General features: G+C 70.9%; 13 protein-coding genes. 9 read left to right on the plus strand and 4 right to left on the minus strand.

Going from position 1 to position 25,760, the window contains the following annotated elements:
• Nucleotides 1-175: 175 nt before the first annotated feature.
• Nucleotides 176-346 (minus strand): hypothetical protein, encoded by a 171-nt coding sequence (locus PV734_RS00005; RefSeq protein WP_044472719.1) that lies wholly within the window; start codon nt 344-346, stop codon nt 176-178.
• Between the two features lie 256 nt (nt 347-602).
• Here PV734_RS00005 and PV734_RS00010 point away from each other — a divergent pair, with 256 nt between their 5' ends.
• Nucleotides 603-1,019: an ATP-binding protein gene (locus tag PV734_RS00010; RefSeq protein WP_319288761.1), complete on the plus strand. Its 417-nt coding sequence runs from the start codon at nt 603-605 to the stop codon at nt 1,017-1,019.
• A 79-nt stretch (nt 1,020-1,098) separates the two neighbouring features.
• A complete protein-coding gene (locus tag PV734_RS00015; RefSeq protein ID WP_319091372.1) occupies nt 1,099-1,338 on the plus strand; it encodes an XRE family transcriptional regulator in 240 nt (79 codons plus the stop codon).
• Nucleotides 1,339-1,399: 61 nt separating this feature from the next.
• Here the strand turns inward: PV734_RS00015 and PV734_RS00020 are convergent, their stop codons facing one another.
• Genes PV734_RS00020 through PV734_RS00030 form a run of 3 tightly spaced genes read right to left on the minus strand, consistent with a single transcriptional unit; the run spans nt 1,400 to nt 5,071 of the window.
• On the minus strand, nt 1,400-2,302 hold the full coding sequence (locus PV734_RS00020) for a geranyl diphosphate 2-C-methyltransferase (protein WP_319091373.1): 903 nt from the start codon (nt 2,300-2,302) through the stop codon (nt 1,400-1,402).
• 18 nt (nt 2,303-2,320) lie between these two features.
• Nucleotides 2,321-3,631 carry a family 2 encapsulin nanocompartment cargo protein terpene cyclase gene (locus PV734_RS00025; protein ID WP_319288433.1) on the minus strand — a complete coding sequence of 437 codons (1,311 nt, stop codon included), beginning with the start codon at nt 3,629-3,631 and terminating at the stop codon, nt 2,321-2,323.
• A 30-nt stretch (nt 3,632-3,661) separates the two neighbouring features.
• Nucleotides 3,662-5,071, minus strand: coding sequence for a family 2B encapsulin nanocompartment shell protein (locus PV734_RS00030; protein WP_319288434.1), 1,410 nt, complete (start codon nt 5,069-5,071; stop codon nt 3,662-3,664).
• Between the two features lie 1,017 nt (nt 5,072-6,088).
• Between PV734_RS00030 and PV734_RS00035 the strand changes: the two genes are divergently transcribed.
• The 7 genes from PV734_RS00035 to PV734_RS00065 all read left to right on the plus strand — a co-directional run bounded on the left by PV734_RS00035 (nt 6,089) and on the right by PV734_RS00065 (nt 25,655).
• Complete coding sequence (locus PV734_RS00035; protein ID WP_319091376.1) at nt 6,089-7,351, plus strand: acyl-CoA dehydrogenase family protein; 1,263 nt, start codon at nt 6,089-6,091, stop codon at nt 7,349-7,351.
• Nucleotides 7,348-8,223: an SCO6745 family protein gene (locus PV734_RS00040; protein WP_319091377.1), complete on the plus strand. Its 876-nt coding sequence runs from the start codon at nt 7,348-7,350 to the stop codon at nt 8,221-8,223. The genes PV734_RS00035 and PV734_RS00040 overlap by 4 nt, the downstream gene beginning before the upstream one ends.
• A 50-nt stretch (nt 8,224-8,273) precedes the next feature.
• Nucleotides 8,274-8,927, plus strand: a complete 654-nt coding sequence (locus PV734_RS00045) for a nuclear transport factor 2 family protein (RefSeq protein WP_319288435.1) — start codon at nt 8,274-8,276, stop codon at nt 8,925-8,927.
• 206 nt (nt 8,928-9,133) lie between these two features.
• Complete coding sequence (locus PV734_RS00050; protein ID WP_319288436.1) at nt 9,134-10,789, plus strand: PfaD family polyunsaturated fatty acid/polyketide biosynthesis protein; 1,656 nt, start codon at nt 9,134-9,136, stop codon at nt 10,787-10,789.
• A gap of 208 nt (nt 10,790-10,997) precedes the next feature.
• Nucleotides 10,998-17,420, plus strand: a complete 6,423-nt coding sequence (locus PV734_RS00055) for an SDR family NAD(P)-dependent oxidoreductase (protein ID WP_319288437.1) — start codon at nt 10,998-11,000, stop codon at nt 17,418-17,420.
• 8 nt (nt 17,421-17,428) lie between these two features.
• Nucleotides 17,429-24,265, plus strand: a complete 6,837-nt coding sequence (locus PV734_RS00060) for a beta-ketoacyl synthase N-terminal-like domain-containing protein (protein ID WP_319288438.1) — start codon at nt 17,429-17,431, stop codon at nt 24,263-24,265.
• Between the two features lie 127 nt (nt 24,266-24,392).
• Nucleotides 24,393-25,655 carry a phenylacetate--CoA ligase family protein gene (locus PV734_RS00065; RefSeq protein WP_319288439.1) on the plus strand — a complete coding sequence of 421 codons (1,263 nt, stop codon included), beginning with the start codon at nt 24,393-24,395 and terminating at the stop codon, nt 25,653-25,655.
• Nucleotides 25,656-25,760: the final 105 nt, after the last annotated feature.

Here is a 25,760-nt window from a genome sequence, read left to right on the forward strand (position 1 = left end):
CAGTGGCCCGACGAACTCCCACTCGGCATCGGACAGTTCATGGCGACGTATCACCCCACCATGATCCACTACTCAAGATCTTTTGAAGACACCGCCTAGGCGCAAGCGGAAAAGGGGTGGGGGCACACCGGCTTTCGGTGTGCCCCCACCCCTCCTCGGGCTCTGTGCCCGCGATCTACCAGCGGTACCAGCGGCCTCGCTTTCCGCCCGCTCCGGTGGAGCGAGCGAGGAATCCGACCAGCCAGATCACCAGGACGATCACGGCAATCCACCACAGGGCCTTCAGGGCGAACCCGGCACCGAAGAGGATCAGGGCGAGAAGCAGAACGAGTATCAGGGGAACCATTGTTATCAACCTCCGTTCCGCCGTGTGCCCCGTCATGATCTGCGCACACGCGGGAATTTATCTGTTTCTTATTCGCCGCTCGGGGCATCCGGCGTACCGCCGTCAGCCGGGTTCGTACGGCACTCGCGTGGCACTCGTACGGCACTCGTACGGCAAGGGACCGGTCGCGGACGACTGGGATCGCGGCCGGTGGGCAGGCGATATGTACGAGTTGAGCGCGGATGACAGGAACGCGGATGACAGGAAGGAGAAGTCGGTGGCGATCAAGGCGATGGGCTGGGCACATTCGTTTCCCGCCTCAGGAGGCGTACGCGCCGGTCGGCACCGGGCGCGCAGGCAGTTGCAGTCGCTTCACTGGGCCGCTGACGAGCCGGAGACGGTGGACGCTGTCGTCCTGACAGTGTCCGAACTGCTCACCAACGCACATGTCCACGCGCGCAGCGACGCGAGTCTGGTCCTCACCTGGGACGGGGACTGCCTCCATGTGAACGTCCATGACGAGGACCCGACATTGCCGAGTCAGCGCGACCCGCAGTCGGGCGAGACCTCCGGCCGCGGCGTGGGGATCGTACGGATGCTCGCCGACGAGCTGCAGATGAAGTGTCAGCGGCACGGCAAGACGGTGTCGGCGTGCTTCCGCCCGGTCGGCAAGGACCGGCCGGACGGAGACTGATCGGCTCTGTCGGCTTCGTCTCTTCGTCGTTCAGCCGGGTGAACCGGATGAAATGGTCAGGGCTGGGCAGACGAAGCGGATGGCTGATCTTTCGGAGTTGCTGCAGAAGGGCATGCGCCGTCGTCACCTGAACGCGCAGGCCCTCGCCATACGGACCGGTATCCGCACCCCTCGCATCCGGGTCTTCGCCCAGGACGGGGCACACGGTCCGGTCCATCCCACACGAGCGGAGCTGGCCGAGCTCGCCGCCGCGCTGGCGTTGCCCCTGCCCGACGTACTCGCCGCCGCCCGTACTCCCGAGGCGGCACCGTCACCCTGACAAGGCCAGCCAGGACGGCTGGGCGTACTGTGCCGCCCAGCCGTGAACCGGTGGCAGAAGGTCAGACTCGGTCGGCGGCGATGAGGACGTACTGGAAGGACCCGTCCCTGTAGGAGTTGATGAACGCCTCCTCAATTCCCGTCACCAGCGAGGACGTTGCCCGCAGCTCCCAGTAGGGCAGGGTGGCGGGCGTGAGATCGATGACCGCCTGGGGCACCAGACGATTGTCCGCCATGGCACGCAGGTACTCCCGACGTGAGTGGATGTTGCACTCGAAGTGCGCGTTGATCTGGGAGACCCACTTCGAGGGCTGGCCGTACCGCGGGTTCCAGCAGCCGGTGATGGTCACGTAGCGACCGCCGACCTTGAGGACGCGGGAGTGTTCCGCGAAGAGGTCCTGCAGGTCGACGTACATGCTCGACTCGTTGTTCCACGAGGCGGCGGCCTGCCCGGTCTCGAAGGGTGTGGAGAGCATGTTGCAGACACGCGCGCGGACGTGGTCCTGGATACGGAGTTCCTGGGCACGCCGGTTGGCGAAGTCGGCCTGCTTGGCCGACAGCGTGACACCTTCGACCTTGCATCCGAATCGTTGGTGCGCCATCACCATCGACCCGCCGCGCCCGCAGCCGGCGTCCACCAGGGTGTCGTCCCGCCCGATGTCGCCGAGGTGCTCAAGGAGGAGATCGGCCTGCGCGGACTCCAGGCGGTGGAGCTCGGCGATCAGCTTCTTCTCGCTCTCGCTGTCCTCGGCGTCGCCGAGCGCGGCGTGGTCGACATCACCGATGCCGTAGTGGTGGTGGTAGAGACCGTCGACATCGCCGAGACGCAGGTTCACGGGCCTGGCCTCCCCGTCCCAGTAGCGGGCGATGTCTCCCTGGTAGGGAGACGCCGGGCCGGGGATACGCACAGGAGCGTCGGTGGCGATGAGTTCGGTGCTGGTCGTGCTGGTCACAGACGAGTCCATTCTTCTTATCGGAAGCGGTTACCAGAAATCGGGCAGGCTGTAGCGGTAGGTGTTGGTCCGGTGCCAGTCGTGGTTTCCGTCGACCCATGCGGCCACGCCCCGCAGGAAGCGCTGCACGGTTGGGACGGGGCAGTCGGCGGCCAGGGCGGCGGCGTTGGTCTCGAAGTCGTGCATGAGGGCGTTGTGGACCTCGACGGACTTCAGATAGGCGTCCCGGTCGGAGAGACCCTCGCGTTCGGCGATCACGACGGGCAGGTTCAGGTGCCGGCCCGGAGCGTCGAGTTCCTTCGTGTACGAGTACAGGTCGTTCACGATGGTCGTCGCGTTCCCCGCGAGCGCGATGACCTTCTGCATGGCGGCCTGGGCATGCAGGTCCGTCGGCAGTTCGTAGCCGCCGATGGTGTCGGTGATGGTCGGGCAGGGGCGGAAGTTGTTGAACTGGCGCATCGCCAGGTACTCCCACACCTCGGGTACGTGGTCCAGCTGCGCCCAGGCCGCTTCGGCGAGATACCCCAGGTGAAGCCGGGCCATGTCGTGCCGGAACCGGTCGCTCTGGGAGGGGCTGGCCAGCTGGACGAAGTAGTCCATCGCGGAGCGGTAGGCGCGCCGGGGCGCGTCGGCGTGGAGCGACTTCGCCCACTGCGCCTGGTACTCCTCCGTCGTGTACACGGGGTCGAGTGCCGTGTGCGCCAGCAGCAGGCGTTCGCCGAGGCCGACGGGGGAGCCCCCGTGGTCCTCGCAGTAGTAGTCGTCCACCGCGTTCTCGGCCACCATCAGGCGGGTGGCGATCATCAGGTGGTCGACGCTGGGAGCGTCGGGATGACAGCCGACCATGTAACGGCCCACGGAGAAGCCGTCGAACTGCTCCGCCAGGTCCTCGGGATACAGAGAGACCTCGTCCAGCGCCCAGGACCTGATCCTTCGGCTGACCTCTTCGACCCGCACCGGATCGGGCTCCGCCACCTCGTGGTGGTAGAGGCCCGGGATGGCGCTGCCCTCCGCGGAAGCCGCAGGCGGCTGTGGAGGCGGAGGCAGTTGTTCCGGCAGGACCAGGCGCAGGTCCGCCGTGCCCAGGCCGCTGGGGCCGCGCAGGATCCGTTCCAGGCCGAGGATCGGATCCGGCACCACGGCTGTCGGGGCCTCGGGGGGAGGCGGCGTCGGCACGGAGAGCGCGGGCGGTGTGGGCAGGGACAGCTCGTCGGGTGAGCCGCCGGTGGCAGCCCTGACATCGCGGGCACGGGCCGCGGCCTCGGCGAGGACCTGCGCCCCGAAGCGGTCAGCGGCCGCCGGCAGGCTCGACTGCGGAGGTGTTGGCTCGGGCGCGGGCATCGATGGCTCCTTGGTGGGGTGGGCGGCTGTCTACCTGGGCCGATGGGCGATCTGCACGTTCTCCAGCACGCCGACCGCGTCCGGCACGAGGATGGCGGCCGAGTAGTAGGCGCTGACCAGGTAGGAGGTGATCGCCTGCTCGTTGACGCCCATGAACCGGACTGACAGACCCGGTTCGTACTCGTCCGGCAGGCCCGTCTGATGGAGACCGATGACGCCCTGGTTGTCCTCGCCGGTACGCATACAGAGGATCGAGCTCGTCATCTCCCTCGTGACGGGGATCTTGTTGCAGGGCAGGATGGGAACCCCGCGCCAGGCCGGGACCTGCTGACCACCCACGTCGACGTGGTCCGGATAGAGTCCCCGCGCGTTGAACTCACGCCCGATCGCCGCGATGGTCCTGGGGTGCGCGAGGTAGAACTTCGACCCTCGACGGCGGCAGAGCAGCTCGTCCATGTCGTCCGGGGTCGGCGGCCCGGAATGCGTCTGGATGCGCTGCTTGAAGTCGGCGTTGTGGAGCAGGCCGAACTCCCTGTTGTTGATGAGCTCATGCTCCTGGCGCTCGCGCAACGCCTCGACGGTGAGCCTGAGTTGCTCCTTGGTCTGGTTCATCGGCCCGTTGTAGAGGTCGGCGACCCTCGTGTGGATCCGGAGAATGGTCTGGGCGACCGAGAGTTCGTACTCGCGCGGGTTCAGCTCGTAGTCGACGAACGTGCCGGGCAGGTCATGCTCGCCGGTGTGGCCGGCCGACATCGCGATCTCCGCCTCACCGCGGTGGTTCTGCCGTTGCCGGGGAAGGGACTTGAACCCCTCGATGTGGTCCCGGAGGCCCGGTGCCATGGACAGGACGGCCTCGAAGTCGGCGCGCGACAGGGTGAGCAGGGTGCCCGAGGTCACCGCGGTGGCGGTGTGCTCCCACGGGGCGCTCCCGTTCAGCAGGGCGTGGTCCCCGAACCGGTCGCCGTTGGCGAGCACGTCCACGGCGACCTCGTCGCCGTAGCCGCCGACGGAGGTCCGGCTGACGCGGCCGTGCGCGATCAGGTGGAGGTGTTCCGCGGGCGCACCGCGCTCCACCAGTGTCTCGCCGACCCGGAAGTCGCGCTGGACGCACCGATCGGCGAGGGCGGTCAGTACCTCCGCGTCCTCGAAGCCGCGCAGCAGGGCCAGTTCACCGAGTTCCTGGGGGATCACCCGGACAGCGGCGCCGTCCTGGACGAACTCCACGCTCCCGTCGCCGACGGTGTAGGTCAGGCGACGGTTCACCCGGTAGGCCCCGCCCTTGGTCTCCACCCAGGGGAGCATCCGCAGCAGCCAGCGGGAGGTGATCTCCTGCATCTGCGGGGCGGACTTGGTCGTGTTGGCGAGGTTGCGGGCGGCCGCCGTGTCGAGGGATTGCCGGGGCGGCTCCAGTTGCGCGTCCGGGATCGAGTCAACAGTCATCGGGCGAGCTCTCCTTGCTCCGGGCGGTGATGGCACCTGTATGGGCTCATCGGACCAAACAGGAGAAAAGGGTGCTTTCGAGGGATAATCCGTCCAGACCCAGGTGAACAGTAGTGGCGGCTTCGGCCCGCGTGCCAAGGAAAGTTGGCGCCATTAACTCGATACGATGATCGTGCCCACGCGATGTTTGGCCGGGTACCGGCGAGATTCGGCCCGGTTTGGGCGGTGAACCCTGGCGGTCGCCCGGGTCGGCTTTCACGGTGGGGGATCGGGCCGACGCGTCGGAATGGCGCCAGGAGCAGGAGCGCCGACGGCCCGATCGTGGGGGTGAGCTTGCGGGCGCGGGTGCAACACCGTTGCCGGACAGGGAAATTGGCCATGCTTCGTCGCGGCCGCTCTTCGGGCGACGTCCCGTGGTGCTACGACGTCGACAGGCCGAGGCGCGGACGGTGACGCGACGGGCGTCCGGCAAGGCCATCGGGCTGCCGGGGGGCGGGGCTCCGGGGGCGCTGGTCCAGGGCGCATGCGTGCGTCGGCCCGGACTCGGCTGCGGGCGTCCCCGTCGTCGTGGGGAACACTTCAGCAAGGACCCCCGAGCTCGTCAAGTGAACTCAGGCACATGGCATATGACGAGACGTCGGCCCAGTCGAGGTGACTCGCGTAACCTGTCCACGCCCGGCCGGCGCTTGGCGCTCCCGCTGTCGAACGAATCGTTCCGTTTCCCCCTCATGCGGGGGTAGCCGGGCGGGACGGATTGCGGTCATGGTGGGACCCATCGAGAAGAGTTCGTGACCCGATCCGGCCAAGACGCACGGCGTATTCGAACCATTATTCCTTCCCCAGGTGAGAACCCCGCCGGGATTCTGTCCAGGGGCTGGGACGGTCCGCCCATTTGATGTTCCAAATGATCCAAGGGCCGAGGCGCGAGGCCCGTACCGCTCCCTCCGCCCCGAGTTTCTGCCGCCCTGTAAAGCCACCGTGCGCAAGCGCGTTCGCACGCCCAGAGAGGCACTTCCGATGGATTTCTCCTATTCACCGAGGCTCGTCCGGCTGAAGGAACGCGCTGTCGATCTCGCGCAGAGAATCGCGGCCTACGAGGACGAGTGCGAGACGTCGGGCGGCCTCGGCCCCGAGAGCCGCGCCGCCCTGCGCCGGATCGTGCTGGACAGCGGCCTGCAGGCGATGAACGCACCGGTCGAGTGGGGTGGAGCGGGGCTCAACTGGACCGAACAGGTCACCGTGGAAGAGGAGTTGGGGACGCTCACCAATGGGCTGTGGGCGGCGGTGTGGCGCCCCACCGCGGCCGCTCTGCTGGCCTTCACCCCCGAGCAGCGGGAACGTTATCTGTTCCCGGAGAACCGCGGCGAGAGGTTCGGGGCCCGGGCCATCACGGAACCCGAGGCGGGCTCCGATCCCCGGCGGATCGCGACCGTGGCGCAGCGCAGGCCCGGTGGATACCGCATCACGGGCGAGAAGTGGTTCGTGACCATGGGCGATGTGGCCGACTACCTGATCGTCCTGGCGGTGGTGCAGCCCGACGCCGCTCCCACGATGTTCCTCGTCGACAAGGACGCGCCCGGTGTGAGGCTCCTCGATACCCCGCGCTACTCCCACAACTTCGCCTACGAACACCCGCACTTCGCCCTGGACGAGGTCGAGGTCGGCGAGGACGCCGTCCTCGGCTCGGTGGGCGACGGGCTCGCGCTGGTCCAGGCGACGTTCTTCGAGGAACGCGTGCTGGTCGCGGCGCACGCGGTGGGCGCCGCGGAGCGTGCTCTGCGGCTGGCCTCGGACTGGGCGCGTGAGCGGGTGCAGGGCGGAAAGCCCATCATCAAGCACCAGTTGATCCAGGCCATGCTGGCGGACTCCGCGACGGACATCGCCGTCAATCGCATGCTGGTCCACCGGGTCGCCTGGGACATCGACCAGGGCGGGGATCCCAAGACGCTCAACGCGAAGGTGGCCATGGCCAAGGTGTCGGCCACGGAGGCCGCCGGACGCGTCGTGGACCGGGCGGTGCAGATCTTCGGAGGGCGCGGATTCATCCGGGACAACCCGGTGGAGCGTCTCTACCGGGATGTGCGCGTCGACCGGATCTGGATGGGCACCTCCGAGGTCCAGCGGCTGATGATCGCCAACGAGATCGACAAACGGGGGCTGTCCGGTCTGCTCCACTTCCCGGCGGCACCGCCGGACGCGCCCGACCTGGTGGGTGCGGCGGATACGCCGGTCTCCGTGGTCGACGCCGACGAGGCGCTCCTGGAAGGAGCCTCCAGGTGAGCGCGCCGACGGTGGCGCGCCGGGACCCCGCGCGCGTGCTGCACGACGTCCTGGAGCCGTATCACGCGGTGGTCTACTACGCGCCCCAGGTCTACGAGGCCTTCCGTGGCGTCGGGTTGAGCGGCACCTGGCGTGGCTACTTCGGTGGACGCGCGGCACCGCTCGGAGCGGTCACTGCGCCGGTGGTCACCGCCGCGTTCTACCATTTCCGGCCGAGTGTGGTCGCAGCGGCGGTCCCGGCGGTGTGGGAGAAGGCGGCACCCGAGAAGGTGCTGGCCGCGCGGCTGGCCGGAGTCGACGCGGCGCTGCGTGCGGTACTGGGCGACGTGCTCGACGGGCCGGAACTCGCCGAGGCGGCGTCACTCGCGACCGACGCCGCCGGCGCGTGCACCGTGCCCGGACGGCCGCTCGGAGCCGCGAACGCCGCCCTCGAAGCCTCGTCGGTACCGCATCTCGCGCTGTGGCAGGCGGCGACCACGCTGCGGGAGTTCCGCGGTGACGGGCATGTCGCCGCGCTGACGCACGCCGGGTTCGACGGTGTCGAGGCGCTGGTGAGCATCACCGCGGCCGGCGGCGAGGTCCGGGAGGACATCCAGGCCCGGCGTGGCTGGAGCGACGAGGAATGGGCCGAGGGCGAGCGAAGGCTGCGCGACCGTGGGCTGCTGGACGTCGACGGGGAACTCACCACCGAGGGGCGTTCGGCCCGGGACACGGTCGAGGAGCTCACCGACCGCTTCGCCGCCGCGCCCTGGAACGCCCTGGGCCCCGCGGCCACCCGCCGGCTCCACACCCTGCTCCGGCCGATCGGCGAACGCGTCATCAAGGCGCTCCGGCTACCGCTGCCCGTACCCACGGACTCCTACGACAGCTGACCCCGCCAACCCCCTCCAGGACGACGTCCCCGACCCGCTTGGTGGAGCACGTGACAGACCTGACCGAGCTGACCCCTCCCCACCCCCTGAGCACCCCCACCGACCCGGGTGACGCTGTCCCGGGCGACCCCACCGGACCCTCGAACGGACCCGGCACCCCGGAGGCCACCCACCCGGTGGACGAGCACGCACCCGCCCGCTCGCAAGGGTTCGCGGTGGCCGGCCCGCCGTACGCGGTCCCAACGGACGACGGGCACGATCTGCGGGACCGGATGGATCTGCGGCAACTCGTCGACACATACGCCCACGCCCTCGACCGGCGGATGACGGAGCTGTTCGCGTCACTGTTCGGTGAGGGGGGCGAGCTGGTGCTCATGAGACCGCCGGGCAGCCTTCGGGCGCCGCTCGTACTCGACGGGCGCGACGGCTGGGCGAAGGCGCTGGCCGTGCTGGAACCGTGCCGGGTCACCACGCACTTCGTCGGCAACCACCTGGTCCGGCTCGCCGGGGACAGCGCGACCGGGGAGACGTACTGCCTGGCGCACGAGATCCACCCCGTCGACGGGGTGGACCGGATACGGGTCCGGTCCATCCGCTACCACGACTCCTACCGTCGTACGAACGGATCCTGGCTCTTCGCACGCCGGGAGCTGACCATCGACTGGACCGAGGACCGCGCCCTCCGTTCAGCCTCCGGCACCTAGGCCCGGGCGTCGAACACCCCTCTGCCCGGCGACGCCACGCACACGTGTTCGCCAGGCGCGTGATTCGACGCCGCCCACGACTGCCCGCGCCGCGCCCCCGCCGCTCCCCCTGGCGGCCGGCGCGGGCCCTTGCTCATCCTCCCCAGCACCGCGGCTGCCACCGGCGCGGCCGCGGCGGAACGACCCACGCCGGCGAAGGACGGAACATGGTTGCAGAGAGTGTGCTCACCGAAAGCGGCGCACCCACTCCGGGCGGAGGCATCGCCGTCACCGGCCCGATCGACCCGTGGGCCCCCGACTTCGCGGGTGACGCGCTGGTGCGACGCGCGCACCGCATCAGAGAAGCCGTACACATCGTGCGGGAACGCTCCACCGGCCGGACGGGCCTGGCTCCCGGCAGCGAGTCGGCCCGCACCCGCCTCGCCGCCGAAGGCCGGCACGAGGTCCTCGGCACACTGCCGCCGCTCTACCCGGAGTGGCTGGGAGACACCTCGTTCTGCACCGCCCACGGGGTCCGATTCCCGTACGTCGGCGGTGAGATGGCCAACGGCATCGCGACCACACGGATGGTTGTCGCGCTGGCCCGAGCCGATCTGATGGGGTTCTTCGGCGCCGGCGGACTGGACCACCGGAGCGTCGAACGAGCTGTGGCGGACCTCGCGGCGGGGCTCGGCGACCGACGCAACTGGGGGGTCAACCTGATCCACTCCCCGCAGGAACCGGAGTTGGAGGAGCGGGTGGCCGACCTCCTCGTCACCCGGCGCGTGCCCGTCGTGTCGGCGTCCGCGTTCATGGCGCTCACGCCCGCGGTGGTCCGCTGTGCCGTGGCGGGACTGGCCACGGACCCGTCGGGAGAGATCGTCCGGCGCACCCGCGTCTTCGCGAAGGTGTCGCGGCCGGAGGTGGCCGAGCAGTTCCTGTCGCCCGCTCCGCCGGCTGTCCTGCGTGTCCTCGTGGAACGCGGCGAGATCACCGAACGGGAGGCGGACCTCGCCGCCCATGTGCCCGTGGCCGAGGACCTCACCGTGGAGGCCGACAGCGGCGGCCACACCGACAACCGGCCGCTGGGCGTGCTCCTGCCAGTCCTGGCCGCGCTGCGCACCGAACTCACGGCGCGGTACGGCTATCGGGTGCCGCCGCGGGTGGGCGCGGCCGGCGGCCTCGGCACCCCGCAGGCGCTGGCCTCCGCCTTCGCCATGGGCGCGGCGTACGTGGTCACGGGCTCCGTCAACCAGGTGGCCCTGGAGGCAGGACTGTCAGACGAGGCCAAGGGGCTCCTCGGCCAGGCGGACGTCGCGGACGTCACCATGGCGCCCGCGTCCGACATGTTCGAACTCGGCGTGAAACTCCAGGTGTTGCGCCGGGGCACGATGTTCCCCGCGCGGGCCCACCAGCTCTACGAGGTGTACCGGACCTGCGAGTCGCTGGAGGCGATCCCCGAGGACGTACGCGCCCGGCTGGAGCGCGACGTGCTGGGTGGCACAGTCGACGAGTCGTGGAGCAGCACCCGCAGGTACTGGCAGGACCGCGATCCGGGGCAGCTCGACCGTGCGGAGCGGGATCCCAAGCACCGTATGGCGTTGCTGTTCCGTTCCTATCTGGGGCAGTCGAGCCGCTGGGCGATCACCGGCGAGTCGGCCCGGCGCACCGACTACCAGATCTGGTGCGGACCCGCGATGGGTGCCTTCAACCGCTGGACGAAGGGCGGCTTCCTCGCGCTGCCCGAGAACCGTTCCGCGGTCCAGATCGCGCTCAACCTTCTCGAAGGAGCCGCCGTGGTCACGCGCGCCCAGCAACTGCGCACCCACGGCGTGCCGTTGCCCGCCGCCGCGTTCGCCTACCGGCCCCGGCCCCTGGCCTGAACCCCCACGACGACTCCCCGGCGCGCGGGTCGGCTCCGGTCCGCGCCGGACATCGTCGTTTCGCCCGCACGCCGTTCACGCCGCCCGGCGGCGCCCCCATTGCTGCAGACGGAGAGCTCCTATGACCGCCTCGACCGCCTCGACCGGGTCATCCGGACCTGATGATTCCGCTCCGACCGCTCCGACCGACTTGTCCGGGCCCGCCGACTTGACAGCGCCGACCGGTTCGGCCCGCTCGGACCGCCCGCCGCACGTTCCCATCGCCGTCATCGGCACCGCCGCGCTGACTCCCGGTGCCGCCGACACGGAGGCCTTCTGGCGGAACGTTCTCACCGGGCGGGACCTGATCACCGACGTGCCCGCCGACCACTGGCTCGTCGAGGACTACTACGACCCCGATCCGTCCGCCCAGGACCGGACCTACGCCCGGCGCGGCGCGTTCCTTCCCGAGACCGACTTCGACCCGTCGGCGTACGGCATCCCGCCCAACGCACTGCCCGCCACCGACACCACCCAGCTGCTCGCCCTCGCGGTCGCCGAACGGGTGCTGGCCGACGCGGGGTTGAGCGGGGCCGAACGGTTCGACGGCGAGCGGACCGGGGTCATCCTGGGCACGGCGGCGCTGGAACTCCTGCACACCATGAGCAACCGCATGCAACGTCCGGTGTGGCTCAAGTCGCTGCGGGAGAGCGGCATTCCGGAGGAGCGGGCCCAGGAGATCTGCGACCGGATCGCCGGCCACTACGTGCCGTGGCAGGAGGAGTCCTTCCCCGGAGTGCTCAGCAATGTCGTCGCCGGCCGGATCGCCAGCCGTTTCGACCTGCACGGTTCCAACTACACCACGGACGCCGCCTGCGGCAGCTCGCTCGCCGCGGTGACCGCCGCCGCGAACGAACTCGCCGTCGGGACAGCGGACTTGATGATCACCGGGGGTGTCGACACCCTCAACGACATCCTGATGTACATGTGCTTCAGCAAGACCCCGGCTCTCTCCCGGTCCGGGGACTGCCGGCCGTTCTCCGACGCCGCCGACGGCACGATGCTCGGCGAGGCGCTGGTGATGTTCGCGCTGAAGCGGCTCGATGACGCGGAACGCGACGGAGACCGGATCCATGCCGTGCTGCGCGGGATCGGCAGCTCCTCCGACGGCCGGGGAAGCGCCATCTACACGCCCGTACCCGCCGGACAGGCCCGTGCCCTGCGGCGGGCCTACGCGTCCGCCGGATACGGCCCCGAGTCGGTGGAGCTGGTCGAGGCGCACGGCACCGGGACCACGGCCGGCGACGCCGCGGAGTTCACCGCGCTGCGCACCGTGTTCGAGGAGTCCGGCCGTACGGACGGCCAGTGGTGCGCGCTGGGCTCGGTGAAGTCGCAGATCGGGCACACCAAGTCGGCCGCGGGCGCGGCGGGGCTGCTCAAAGCCGTGATGGCGCTCCGGCACAAGGTCCTGCCACCCACGATCAAGGTGGAACGACCCAACCCCGCACTGGAGTTGGAGAGCAGTCCGCTGTATCTGAACACCGAGGCCCGCCCCTGGGTGAAGGACGCGGCACAGCCCCGGCGGGCCGCCGTGTCGAGCTTCGGATTCGGCGGCACCAACTTCCATCTCACTCTGGAGGAGTACGTTCCCGCACCGGGGACGCGGTCCCGTCCGGTTCCGCCGGCCCGGACGGTGCCCACCGAACTGATCGTCCTCGGCGCTCCCTCGGCGGAGGAACTCCTCACGCAAGCTGCGGAGTTGGTCAACGAGGCAGTCGACGGCACCTGGGCCGACGCGGCGTTGGCGGCTCAGCGCGCCTTCCGCCCGTCCGATCCGTACCGGCTAGCCATGACCGCCACGGGGCCCGAGGATCTCGCCAAGCGCCTGGAGCAGCTGAGCACGCTGATCCGCCGCGACCCCGACCGTCCGCTGACCACGCCGGACGGTGTCACCTACCGCACCGGCACCCCCACGCCCGGCCGGACCGCGTTCCTCTTCTCCGGGCAGGGCAGCCAGTACACCGGTATGGGCGCCGACCTGGCCATACACTTCCCTGCGGCCCGGGAGGCCTGGGACCGGGCGGCAGGGCACGAACTCGACGCCGAACTCCCTCTGCACCGGGTGGTGTTCCCGGTTCCCGCCTTCACCGAAGAGAGCCGCGCCGCACAACAGGACCTGCTCACCCGCACCGAGTGGGCCCAGCCGGCGCTCGCCGTGCAGAGCACCGCACTGCTCGCCGTGCTGCGCGCCGCGGGCGTCGAGCCCGACTGCGTCGCCGGCCACAGCTTCGGTGAACTGGTCGCACTGCACGCCGCCGGAGTTCTCGACGAGCGGGTGCTGCTGCGACTGGCGCGCAGGCGCGGGGAGCTGATGCGTGACGCGGCCACGGAACCGGGCGCCATGCTCGCGGTGATGGGCGTTCTCCGCGAGGACGTCGCCACACTGACCGATGGCTTCGAGGACGCGGTGTGGGCCGCCAACGAGAACGCTCCGGGGCAGGTCGTCCTGTCCGGACGGGCCGACGCCGTGAACCGGTTGGAAGACCGGCTCCGGGAACGGGGCGTCACCGTACGGCGGTTGCGGGCGTCGGGTGCCTTCCACACTCCGCTGATGGCCGGCGCGGTCGAGCCGTTCACCGAGTTCCTGGACGACCTGGACCTGCGGGCGCCGAAGTTCGACGTGTACGGCAACGCCGACGCACGGCCGTATCCGGAGGATCCCGCGCTGATCCGGGAGCGGATCGCCGGGCATCTGCTGTCACCGGTACGGTTCGTCGCCGGTGTCGAGGCGATGTACGAGTCAGGGGTACGCACGTTCGTCGAGGTCGGGGCGGGCTCGACGCTGACCGGACTGACCGGGGAGATCCTCGGCGGCCGGGAACACCTGGCTCTCAGCCTGGACCGTCGGGGAGTCCACGGCGTCACGGCGCTCCAGCAGGCCCTGGGCACCCTGGCGGTGTCCGGTGTCGCCGTGGACCTGGACGCGCTGTGGGCGGTGGGAGGCACGACGGAAGCCCGCGACGAGGAAGACCGGGGTACGCGTCCGCAGGCCCCCGCCCACTCACCTTCCCGCCCCCGTCCCCGGCCCCGGATGGCCGTGCCGATCTCCGGCGCCAACCATGGGGCGCTCTACCCGCCGCCAGGGGGAGCGAAGGCACTGCCCCGGCCCGTCTCCGCCGCCGCGGCAGCACCGGCCGAGGGAGCCACGGAGGCCGGGTTCGCACCGGCGCCGCCCGTCGGAGCGACCGCGGCCGATCCCTGGCTGGCGGCCTTCCAGGAGACCCAGCGGCAGGCCGCTGAAGCACACGGCGAGTTTCAGCGGACCATGGCGGAGAGCCATATGCAGTTCCTGCGGACGCTGGAGACCTCCTCACTCGGTGCGCCCGCAGGCACCCAGCTTCCGGACCAGGCTCCTCTGATCCCGTCGGCACCCCAACTGCCGTCACCTGTAGTGGAGTTCACGACGCCGGTGGCGTCCCAGCCCGAAGCGACGGCAGCGCCGACACCCGCCCCGGAGCCGGCGACCCCTCCTGTCGACCCCGGGCTGGACGTGGGTGCACTGCTGCTGGAAGTGGTCGCGGAGAAGACGGGATTCCCGTCCGACATTCTTGAACCCCATATGGAGTTGGAGACGGATCTGGGGATTGATTCCATCAAGCGGGTGCAGATTCTGTCTGTTCTTCGTGAGCGTGTTCCGGCGCTCGCACGGGTCGACGCACATGAACTCGCACCGCTGCGCACGTTGCGTGAGATAGGTGACAAGTTGCGGGAGGCACAGCGGGCCGACAACCCGGGCGGCGTTTCTTTCCCGGCTCCGGCTCCGGCTCCGGATCCGGTTGTCGTGGGAGACGTGGGCGCGCTGCTTTTCGAGGTGGTCGCGGAGAAGACGGGATTCCCGTCCGAAATTCTTGAACCCCATATGGAGTTGGAGACGGATCTGGGGATTGATTCCATCAAGCGGGTGCAGATTCTGTCTGTTCTTCGTGAGCGTGTTCCGGCGCTCGCGCGAATCGACGCCCATGAACTCGCACCGCTGCGCACGCTCCAGCAGATCACCGACAAGCTCCGTGAAGCCGAGTCCGGCGCGGCACCGGTCGCTCTGCCCGCACCGCCGCCACGTCCGATCGACGAACAGGCCCCGCCGCCTCCCCGGTTGGCACGGGCCGTCAGTGTGATGGTGCCCGCGCCGCTCCCGGGGATGGAGCTGGCGGGGCTGCGGGACGGGCCGGTCCTGGTCACCGACGAGGGGACCGGCGTGGCCCGGCGGCTCGTGGAACGGCTGGGAGAACACGGTGTCCGGGCCGCGGTCGTGACGGAGGCCGTGCTGGCCGATGCCGCCGATGTCGCCGACGCGGAGGGCGGTGGCGTGGTGCTGCTCTCCGGTCTGCGCCCCGTCACCTCCGCCGAGGCGGCGACCTCCGTCAACCGGGAGGCATTCGGCGCGGCCCGTTCCGTGGCCCGGCAACTGGCCGCGCAGGGTCGGGTGTTCGTCACCGTCCAGGACACCGGAGGCGACTTCGGGCTGGGTGGCGGACAGGGCGAACGGGCCTGGCTAGGCGGATCGGCCGGGCTTGCCAGGACCGCCGCGAAGGAGTGGCCCGACGCCGGGGTCAAGGCCGTCGACTGCGAGCGCGGTGACCGCGACGCCGACGCCCTCGCCGAGGTGCTCGCCACCGAACTGCTGCGCGGTGGTTCGGCCGGCGACATCGGACTGCGGGCCGACGGCACCCGCTGGGCGCTGCGGGACAGGGCCGAGCCCGCAGGACCGGCCGAGGCGGCGAGGGAACACGCCGGACCACTGGGCCCGGACGCCGTGATCGTCGCAACCGGCGGTGCCCGCGGGGTGACGGCGGCGACCCTGTGCGCCCTGGCCGAGGCCCATCTGCCGTCCATCGTCCTGCTGGGCCGCACCGAACTGACCGAGGAACCCTCCGGGTTGGCCGAGGCCACGGACGAGAGGCAGCTCAAGGGACTGCTCGCCGGCCGGGCCCGCCGACAGGGCGGCACGATTCCGTCCCCGGCGGAACTGGCCGCCGAGGCCGCCCGTGTGCTGGCGGTCCGCGAGATCCGGGCGACCCTCGACACCATCGAGGCGAGCGGCTCCAGGGTGCGCTATCTGTCCGTGGACACCCGCGACGCGCGGGCGCTGCACAGGGCCCTCGACACGGCGCGCGAGGAGTTCGGGCCCATCAGCGGCATCGTCCACGGAGCGGGCGTCCTCGCGGACAGCCGGCTCGCCGACAAGACCGACGCGCAGTTCGCGGACGTCTTCGACACCAAGGTCGAAGGGCTGCGGGCGCTGCTCGTGGCGACGGCGGACGATCCGCTCGACCTGGTGTGCGTGTTCTCCTCCGTGGCGGGTCGCTTCGGCAACGCCGGCCAGGCCGACTACGCCATGGCGAACGAGGTCCTGGCGCAGGTCGTGTCCACCGTCGCCGTGAACCGACCGAACTGCCTGGTGAAGTCGATCGCCTGGGGCCCCTGGGACGGCGGCATGGTGGGACCGGAGCTGCGGGAGCACTTCCGTGAGCAGGGCGTGCCACTGATCCCGACGGACGCGGGCGCCCGGGCTCTGCTCCGCGAACTGAACGACGTACCCGATCCTGCTCGGGTACGGGTCACCCTGACCGCGGGCGAGGCGGACGCCTCCGCGTCCCTGGGCGCGCCTGAGGCACAGGCCGTGGGCGGGGACATCGTGGTCGGACTCGGTTCCCACCCGTTTCTGGCGGACCACAGCGTCGCCGCGACCCCGGTGGTGCCGATGGCGCTGGTCACGGAGTGGTTCCTGGGCGCCGCCCGGGCATGGCGTCCCGACGCCCCGGGCTTCGTCCTGCGCGACCTGGAAGTCCTCAGCCGGATCGGCCTCGACGGACCCGGCACGGACCCGGAGCGGGGACAACGGCTGAGGGTCCGTGGCCGGCCCGCTCCCATCGCGGACACCACCGGGGATCCCGCGACGCCGCGGCTCGTCCTGGAACTCACCAGCGGTTCTCCGCTGCCGCACTACCGGGTGGCGGTCGAGGTCCTGACGGAAGCGGACCGCCCGCTCACCCGTTCGGCCCGGTACGACGTGGGGGATCTCGACAGCCCCCCGGACCGGGAGATCTACGACGGCCATGTGCTGTTCCACGGTCCGGCCTTCCACGCGATCACCGACCTGGAGGGACTCTCCGCGACAGGCGCCGCAGCGCTGGTACGCGGAGTACGCGAACTGGCCTGGCCCGGTGAGGGCTGGCACACCGATCCCGCCGCTGTCGACGCGGGACTCCAACTCGCCCTGAAATGGGCCGAGTACGCGCACGACGGCGCGTTCCTCCCGATGGGCGCGGTGGAGCTCAGGACGACGGGCCGGGGCCCGGCGGGAGAGGGCGCCCGGTGCGTGGTGCTCGCCCGGGGCGCGGCCCGTGACCTCGACGTCTCCTGCGACGTGGCCCTGCTGGAATCTGACGGATCGGTGCACACGGAGCTGCTCGGGGTGACCCTCGTCCGCCGTCCGGACACCGCCAACGTGTCTCGGGCCCGGGCCTCCGCCCCGGCTTCGGCCTCGGACGCCCCTCAGGTCGCCGCCGCTTCCCGCCCCGACTCCGCCTCCGGCGGCGACCGTTCCGTACGAACTCTCCCGGCCCCCGCCGGGACACCGGGCCGGAGGTGACCGGGGCCATGCGCTTCGAACCGATCGCTGTCGTGGGACGCGGCTGCGTCATGCCGGACGCCCCCGACCCCGACACCTTCTGGGACAACGTCCTCGCGGGCCGGGTCAGCCTGCGGGACACGCCGCAGGACCGTCGGCGTCTGTCCGACGCCTGGGCACTCGGCGATCCGGCCGACTGCACGGACCGGACCTGGAGCCGGACGGCCGGCTACGTCACGGACTTCACCGCCTCAGGTCCGCTGGACCCCTCCCTGGATCCCGTCTTCCAGTGGACGTGGCACGGAGCCGCCGCCGCACTTCGGGAGGCCGGCCAGGAACAACTGCTGCACCGCGCGGGACTGGTGCTGGGCAACCTGTCGTTCCCCACCACCGGCATGGCGTCCTACGCCGAACACATCTGGCTGCGCGACCAGCGTCTGACCTCGGGCGGCCCGCCGCCGGACCCCCGCAACCGCTTCATGTCCGGCCTGCCCGCACATCTCACCGCCCGCGAACTCGGCCTGGGACTCGGCGGGTTCGCCCTCGACGCGGCCTGTGCCTCCGCCCTTTACGCGATCGGGCTGGCCTGCCGAAAGCTGCAGGAGCGCAGGGCCGACCTGATGGTGGCGGGCGGAGTCAACAGCGCGGACGACCTCTTTCTCCAGGTCAGCTTCTGCAGCCTGGCGGCGATGAGCCGCAGCGGATCGAGTCGGCCCTTCCACCGGGACGCCGACGGCCTCGTCCCCGCCGAGGGCGCCGCCTTCGTCGCCCTGATGCGCCTCGACGACGCCCTGGCCGCCGGCGCGCCCGTCTTCGGGGTGATCCGTGGGATCGGCCTGTCCAACGACGGCCGGGGCAGCGGACTGCTCGTCCCTTCGGAGGACGGCCAGGAACGTGCGATGCGACAGGCCTACGAAGCCGCGGGCGTCGCCCCCGAGAGCGTCGGCCTGCTCGAATGCCACGCCACCGGCACGCCCGTCGGTGACGCGGTCGAAGTACGCAGCGCGGCCCGGGTGTTCACCGACTCGGCGGATCTGCCCGCGGGTTCGGCCAAGTCCAACGTGGGGCATCTGATCACCGCGGCCGGTGCCGCCGGGCTGCTGAAGGCGCTGGGCGCCCTGCGCGCCGGGATCCGGCCGCCGACGGTCGGCGCGGAGGAACCCCTCGCGGCGCTCGCCGGGACCCCGCTGCGGCTGCTGCACGAACCCGAGGAGTGGACAGGGCCGCGCCGTGCGGCGGTCAGCGCGTTCGGCTTCGGCGGAAACAACGCCCATCTGATCGTCGACGCCTGGACCGGCGACGACTCCGGAACCCCGGCGCTTCCCCCGCCGCCGCGCACCCCTCGGACGCCGGAGCCGATCGCCGTCGTCGCCGTCGGCGCGCGGGTCGGTGACGGCCGGGATCTGCACGATCTGCGGGACGCGCTGTTCGCCGGGCAGCGCCGGGACGATGCCCGGAACACCGTGGAAGTAGCCCTGGACGGACTGCGGTTCCCGCCGCTGGACCTGGAACACACCCACGCCCAGCAACTCCTGGTCCTTGAGGCGGCCCGGGAGGCAGCGGACGGTACGGTCCTGCCGGGGGAGCGGACCATGGTGCTCATCGGTATGGGCTGCGATCCCGAAGTGGCCCGGTACATCACGCGCTGGCGGATCCCGGAGCTGCTGGACGAGAACAGCCTCGGGACCGGAGAAGGGACCGGAAACGAGGTCGGGGCCCCTGACCACGATCGTGTACGGGAACTGCGGGACGCCGTCCAGTCACCGCAGTCGGCGTCCGCCGTGGTGGGGACGATGCCCAATCTGGTCGCGAACCGGATCAGCGCCCAACTCGACCTGACCGGACCAGGGTTCACGATCAGCGCGGAGGAGGCATCCGGCTTCGTCGCGCTGGAGGTCGGCGCCCGGGCGCTGCGGGCGGGCGACGCCGACGCCGTGCTGGTCGGCGCGGTGGACCTCGCGCACGAGCCCGTCCACCGCGCGGCCCTGGCCGAACTCGGCCGGGACGACCGGCCGGGAGACGCGGCTGTCGTACTGGTGCTCAAGCGCCTCGCCGACGCCCGCGCCGACGGCGACACCGTTCTCGCCCTGCTGGACACGGAACTGACCGACACGGAACTGACCGACACGGAACTGACCGACACGGAACTGACCGACACGGAACTGACCGACACGGAACTGACCGACACGGAACTGACGGACGGGGAACTGACGGGCACGGAACTGGCGAACACACCACCGCCCGAGAGCCACAACGAGGAATCCGTCGCGCGGCGGTGGACCGTCGGGGACCCCACGCAGCCGGACGCCACACCGGATCACTTCGATCCGGCCGATCTGTTCGGCCGTGCCCACGCCGCGAGCGGACTGCTCGCCGTGGTGTCCTCGGCGCTGGCCCTGCACCACCGGGCCGTGCCACGGGCCGGCGCCCCGGCCCGCCCCGCACTGCGTGCCCGGACCGCCGTGGCCGGGGTGGACCCGCTGGGCGGGCCCGCCCGCCAGATACGGCTGCGCGCCGCCGACCCGGCCCCCTACGTCACCGAACTCCCGCGCAGAGTCCATGTGTTCTCGGGGCACAGCCGTGCGGACGTCGTGCGCGCCCTCGCCGAGGGCCGTGAGTCTGCCGACGGTCCGGCCCGGTTGGCGCTGGCCGCCGCAGGCCCCGAGGATCTCGCGGACCGAACCGAGGCGGCGCGGAAGTGGCTCGCGGGGGAAGGTGGCGCACGGCCGGACCTCACGGCGTTCCGTGACCGACCCGTGGGCGGCGAGGTGGCCTTCGTCTTCTCCGGGGGGTCCATGGCGTACGCGGGCATGGGCGCCGACGTGATGCTGGCCTTTCCCGACCTGCTCGCCGCCGTCGAGGAGCGCAGCGGCCCGCTGCACGGGCTGGTGGGCTGGGCCCACGAGAGCGAGCGGCCACGGCCCCGGCACGCGCTCGACCAGATCTGGGGAGCGTCCGTACTCGGCCAGTTGCACGCCCGGATCACCCGAACGCTGCTGCGGATCGAACCGCAGGCCTCGCTCGGTTACTCCTCGGGCGAGTCCAGCGCGCTGGCGTCGCTGGGCGCCTGGACGGACGTCACCGGCCTGTCCGCGCAGGCCCGGCGCGCCCAGCTGTTCGCGGACGGTGTGGTCGGCGAGCTGAAGGTGCCGCGCCGTGCCTGGCGGAAACTGGGTGTCGAGGGCACCGTATGGGCGAGTTACCAGGTGGAGGAGCCCGTCGACCGGGTGCGGGCCGCCATCGGGGACGAGCCCGGGGTGCACCTGATGGTCGTCAACACCCCCGACTCCTGTGTGTTCGGCGGTGAGGCGAGCGGCTGTCTGCGGGTCCTGGACCGGCTGGGTACCACCCAGGCGCTGCACATTCCTTACCAGGTCGCCGCACACGTACCGGAGTTGGCGGAGATCCGGGACACCTGGTGGCGGATGCACCATCTGCCCACCACCGATGTCGGGGTGCGTTTCTACACCTGTTCCACCAGCCGCTGGTACCGCGCGAGCGCCGACGCGGCGGCCGACGCGCTGACCGAACAGGCCCTGGGCCCGATCGACTTCGGCCGTACCGTCGAACAGGCCTGGGAGGACGGTGTCCGGGTTTTCGTCGAACACGGTCCCCGCAGCCACTGCGCGGGATGGATCAGGCGGGTCCTGGGGGACCGCGAGCACGTCGCGGTGTCCCTGGATGCTCCCGTGGGTCGCGGAATCGGCCAACTACTGCGCGCCACAGTCGAGTTGGTGGCGGCGGGAGTGGAGGCGGACACCGACGCGCTGTGCGACAGGCTGGCCGCGGCCCGGCCCGAGCCCCGGTCCACGAGCCGCCGGCTCACCCTGCCCGCGCATCCACCGACGATCCGGCTGCCCGATCCCGGCACACCACCGGCCCACGAGGTGATGTCGAGGGCACCCCGACTTCCGAGCACACCGGAGTACCACGCGGTCACAGGCACAGGCACAGGCGCAGGCATGGGTGCGGCCGCGGGCACAGCCCCGGCGCGGGGAACGGCAACTCGCTTTGCTCCCACGGTGGTTGGGGACCCGGATCGGATCCTGCTCCCCGCGCCGGCCGCCGCTCCGTTGCCCGTCCTGGCCGAGGCACCCGCCGCGCCGGTCGGTGTCACGCCCGCCCGCGGCACCCTCACACACCACCCCGCGATGACCGCGGTCATGGAGACACAGCACCTCGCCGTCTCCGCCCACCGTCACTTCCTCGCGGTCCAGGCCCAGGTGCACGAGGAGTTCCTGGCGACACGCCAGAGGGCGGCGGCACACCTCCTGTCCGCTCATCTGAAATCGGCCGGTTCGCCGCCGAACGCCATCGGTTCGCCCCCGCACCCCTCCCCGCCCCCGTCCCCGCCCCCGTCCCCGCTCCCGATGCCGTCGGCTCCCGTGGCAGCGGCCGCTCCCGCGGCCCCACCAACCCCCGCCGCACCCGACGTGTCCCACGGCCCTGTCTTCACCCGCGCCGACCTGGAACGTCTCGCCACCGGCCCGGTGTCCGCCCTGTTCGGCCCCTTGTTCGCCGCGCAGGACCAGTACCGGCGGCAGACCCGGATGCCCGCGCCGCCGATGCTGCTCGCGGACCGCGTCACGGGAATCGACGCGGAGCCGGCCTCCATGGGTACCGGGACCATCCGGACCGAGACCGACGTCCGACCCGACAGCTGGTATCTCGACTCGTGCGGACGCATGCCCGCCGGGATCATGGTGGAAGCCGGGCAGGCCGACCTGCTGCTGATCAGCTGGCTCGGGGTGGATCTGCTCAACCGGGGTGAGCGCGTCTACCGCCTTCTCGGCTGCGAACTGACCTACCACGGCAGCCCGCCACTCCCGGGCGAGACACTCCGCTACGAGATCCACATCGACGGCCACGGCGAACACGGCGGCATCCGGCTGTTCTTCTTCCACTACGACTGCTACGTCGGGGACGAACTCCGGCTGACCATGCGGGGCGGCCAGGCGGGCTTCTTCACCGACGAAGAACTCGCCCGCACCGGAGGCGTGTTGTGGGATCCGCAGACCGAGACTCCCGACCCCGCGCTGCCCTTCGACCCGCCACCTGTCAGCTCCCCGGCGCGTTCCTTCGGGCCCGACGCGGTGCGGGCGTTCACCCAAGGCAGGCCCTTCGACTGCTTCGGCACCGGCTGGGAACTCACCCGTAGCCACATCCGCTCGCCCCGGACGGGCGACGGGCGGTTGCGACTCCTGCACGAGATAACGGAGTTCGACCCCGTCGGTGGGCCCTGGGGCCGAGGCAGTCTGCGGGCCGTCACCCAGGTCTCACCCGACGACTGGTTCTTCGAGGGCCACTTCCCCGAGGACCCGTGCATGCCGGGCACCCTCATGTTCGAAGGTTGTCTGCAGGCCATGGCGTTCCATCTCGCCGCCCTCGGCTGCACCGTCGACCGCGACGGCTGGCGATTCGAACCGGCCCCGGGCAACCCTGTGCCGATGCTCTGCCGCGGGCAAGTGACGCCCGACAGCAGGCAGTTGACGTACGAGGTGTTCGTGTCGGGGCTGTCCACCGGACCCGAACCGGAACTGGTGGCGGACGTGCTGTGCACGGTCGACGGCGTCAAGGCGTTCCACGCGCGGGGCGTCCGGCTGCGGCTCGTCCCGGACTGGCCGCTGACCCACTGGCGGCATCTGGGGCCCGCCGCCGTCCAGCCGACCGGCGCGCCCGTCCCGCACCCCGCGCTCGCCGGCCTCGTGGGCCACCACGAGACGACTGCGGTCGCCGAGGCCCAGGGCTTCCGCTACGACTACGCCTCGATGCTCGCCTGCGCGTGGGGCAAACCGAGCGAGGCCTTCGGTGCCGCCTACGCCCCGTTCGACAGCGCCCGCAGGCTGGCGCGGCTGCCGGGGCCGCCGTTCCACTTCATGAGCCGTGCCGTCGCCGTGGAGGGTCCCGCCTGGGTGCCCCAGGCAGGCAGCGCGGTGGAGGTGGAGTACGACGTCCCGGACCAGGTCTGGTACTTCGAGCAGAACGGCTTCCCCGTCATGCCGCTCGGGGTGCTCATGGAGGTCGTCCTGCAGGCCAGCGGCTGGCTGGCCTCGTATGTCGGCAGCGCCCTCGGCCACGACGAGGACCTGTTGTTCCGCAACCTCGACGGCACGGGAACGGTCCTGCGGGAGATCCGGCCCGGCACAAAGGTGCTGCGCACCCGGACCCGGCTGCTCGACATCGCGCACAGCGGCGACATGATCATCGAGACCTTCGGAGTGGAGTGCTTCGCCGACGGCGAGCCGGTGTTCTCGCTCACCACTGTGTTCGGCTTCTTCCCGCCGGAGGCGTTCGAGAACCAGATCGGACTGCCGCCGAGCGACGACGAACGGCGGGCCCTGGAACGGCCGTGCGACGTCCGTGTCGATCTCGGCACCAGGCCCGCGAAGTACTTCGACGGGCCGCTCCACCTCCCCGGTCCGATGCTGCTGATGCTCGACCGGGTGACCGGTTGGTGGCCGGAGGGCGGACGGGCCGGGCTCGGGAGGCTGCGGGCGGAGAAGGACGTGGACGCCGACGAATGGTTCTTCAAGGCCCACTTCTTCCAGGACCCGGTCCAGCCGGGGTCCCTGGGCGTGCAGGCCATGTACCAACTTCTCCAGTTCTACGTGCTGGAGAGCGGCCTGGGTGACGCTCTGCGCCGGCCGCGTTTCGAACCGGTACTCCCCGGGCGCCCCCTCACCTGGAAGTACCGGGGCCAGGTGACCCCGCGCAACAGGACGATCACCGTCGAGCTGGAGGTGACCGAGACCGGAGAGACCGAACGCGGGCCCTACGCCGTCGCCGACGCATGGCTGTGGGCCGACGGCACCCGCATCTACCACGTCACGGACCTCGGCATCGGACTGACCGAGGACGACGGCTGAGCGGAGAACACCGCGATCCGCCGCCCGTCATGCCCCGCCCTTCTCCACCTCTCTCGACCAGTCCCGTCCCCTCCGCTCCCCTCCCTTCCCCGCGAACCCCTTCTCCGTGAACCAAGGAGGTTCCACCGTGGCCCCGTACTACGCCGACGACCTCACCGAACTCGTCGACTTCGTCCGTCACCACTCGCCCTACTACCGAGACCTGTACGCCCAGGTTCCGCCCGGCCCCGTGGTCCTGGAGGACCTCCCCGTCCTGGACCACTCGTCCTTCTGGGCCGCCAACACCGCCCACGACAGCAGGGTGCTCACCGGCCCGCTCACCGACGGCATCGTCTTCAAGTCCGGCGGCACCACCACCGAGCCCAAACTGTCCGTCTACACCCGCCAGGAACTGCTGGGCATGAGCCGGCTCCAGGGCAACGGCTTCGAGCACGCCGGACTGCGTCCCGGCGACCGGATCGCCAACCTCTTCTACGCCGGGGAGCTGTACGCCAGCTTCCTGTTCAACGTGCTGTGTCTGCAGGAGTCCTCGGTCCCGAACGTGCACCTGCCCGTCGCGTCCGCCCCGCTGGAATACACCGCACACGTCATCCACGAGTTCGCCGCCACCGCGCTGTTGGGGCCGCCGACGACCATCTGCCAACTCGCTGCCCAACTCACGGAGTCGGGCCGTCCCGCACCCGACGTCCACCTCGTGATGTTCGGTGGCGAGTCCTTCTACGAGGACCAACGCCCGCTCCTCGAAACGGCGTTCCCCAACGCGCGTATCCGCTCGATGGGTTACGGCAGCGTGGACGGCGGCATGCTCGGAGCGCCGGTGGCGGACGACCCAGATCCCCGGGTCCATCGCACCCACCGGCCGCAGACCGTGATGGAGATCGTCGACGACGACACCGGCGAGCCCGTCACGGAACCGGGCCGGCCCGGACGGCTGGTCGTGACCGATCTGGCCCGTCGGCTGATGCCCGTGATCCGGTATCCCACCGGGGACCGCGGCGCCTGGGTGGACCGTGAGGAAGGGCTGTTCCGGCTGCTGGGCCGCTCCGACGAGGGCGCCCGGGTCGGGCCGATCACCGTGTATCTGGAGGATCTGCGCGCCGTGGTGCAGCAGGTGGCCGACGGCCGGCCCCTCGTCGGCATGCAGGTGGTGCAGCGCCGCAAGGACGGCCGGGACGAGCTGGTGGTGCGGATCGCGGGCGACCTCGGTGATCCGGACGCCGTGGGCAAGGCCGTTGCGAGCCGCCTCGACGAGATCCGCCCGATGTTCGCGGAGCACGTGGACGCCGGACTGATCAGCCCGCTGACGGTGGAGTGTGTTCCGGCCGCCGGGCTCGTCGTCAACTCCCGGACGGGAAAGCTGCTCCGGCTGATCGACGAACGCACGCCGTGAGCGCGCGCCACCCAGGGAACACGCCCCCGACCAGAACAGGAACCCTCATGATCCGAACTCGTCAGCGGGACCCACGCCGACTCCGCCGCCGCACGGAACAGGGTC

The organism is Streptomyces sp. AK08-02 (genome assembly GCF_033795085.1).
GTDB classification, from domain to species: domain Bacteria; phylum Actinomycetota; class Actinomycetes; order Streptomycetales; family Streptomycetaceae; genus Streptomyces; species Streptomyces echiniscabiei.

Excerpts from the sequence above, each read along its gene's own strand:
- PV734_RS00005 (WP_044472719.1), bottom strand. The coding sequence starts at position 346 with ATGGTTCCCCTGATACTCGTTCTGCTTCTCGCCCTGATCCTCTTCGGT.
- PV734_RS00015 (WP_319091372.1), top strand. The coding sequence starts at position 1,099 with ATGGCTGATCTTTCGGAGTTGCTGCAGAAGGGCATGCGCCGTCGTCAC.
- PV734_RS00020 (WP_319091373.1), bottom strand. The coding sequence starts at position 2,302 with ATGGACTCGTCTGTGACCAGCACGACCAGCACCGAACTCATCGCCACC.
- PV734_RS00035 (WP_319091376.1), top strand. The coding sequence starts at position 6,089 with ATGGATTTCTCCTATTCACCGAGGCTCGTCCGGCTGAAGGAACGCGCT.
- PV734_RS00060 (WP_319288438.1), top strand. The coding sequence starts at position 17,429 with ATGCGCTTCGAACCGATCGCTGTCGTGGGACGCGGCTGCGTCATGCCG.
- PV734_RS00025 (WP_319288433.1), bottom strand. The coding sequence starts at position 3,631 with ATGCCCGCGCCCGAGCCAACACCTCCGCAGTCGAGCCTGCCGGCGGCC.
- PV734_RS00030 (WP_319288434.1), bottom strand. The coding sequence starts at position 5,071 with ATGACTGTTGACTCGATCCCGGACGCGCAACTGGAGCCGCCCCGGCAA.
- PV734_RS00050 (WP_319288436.1), top strand. The coding sequence starts at position 9,134 with ATGGTTGCAGAGAGTGTGCTCACCGAAAGCGGCGCACCCACTCCGGGC.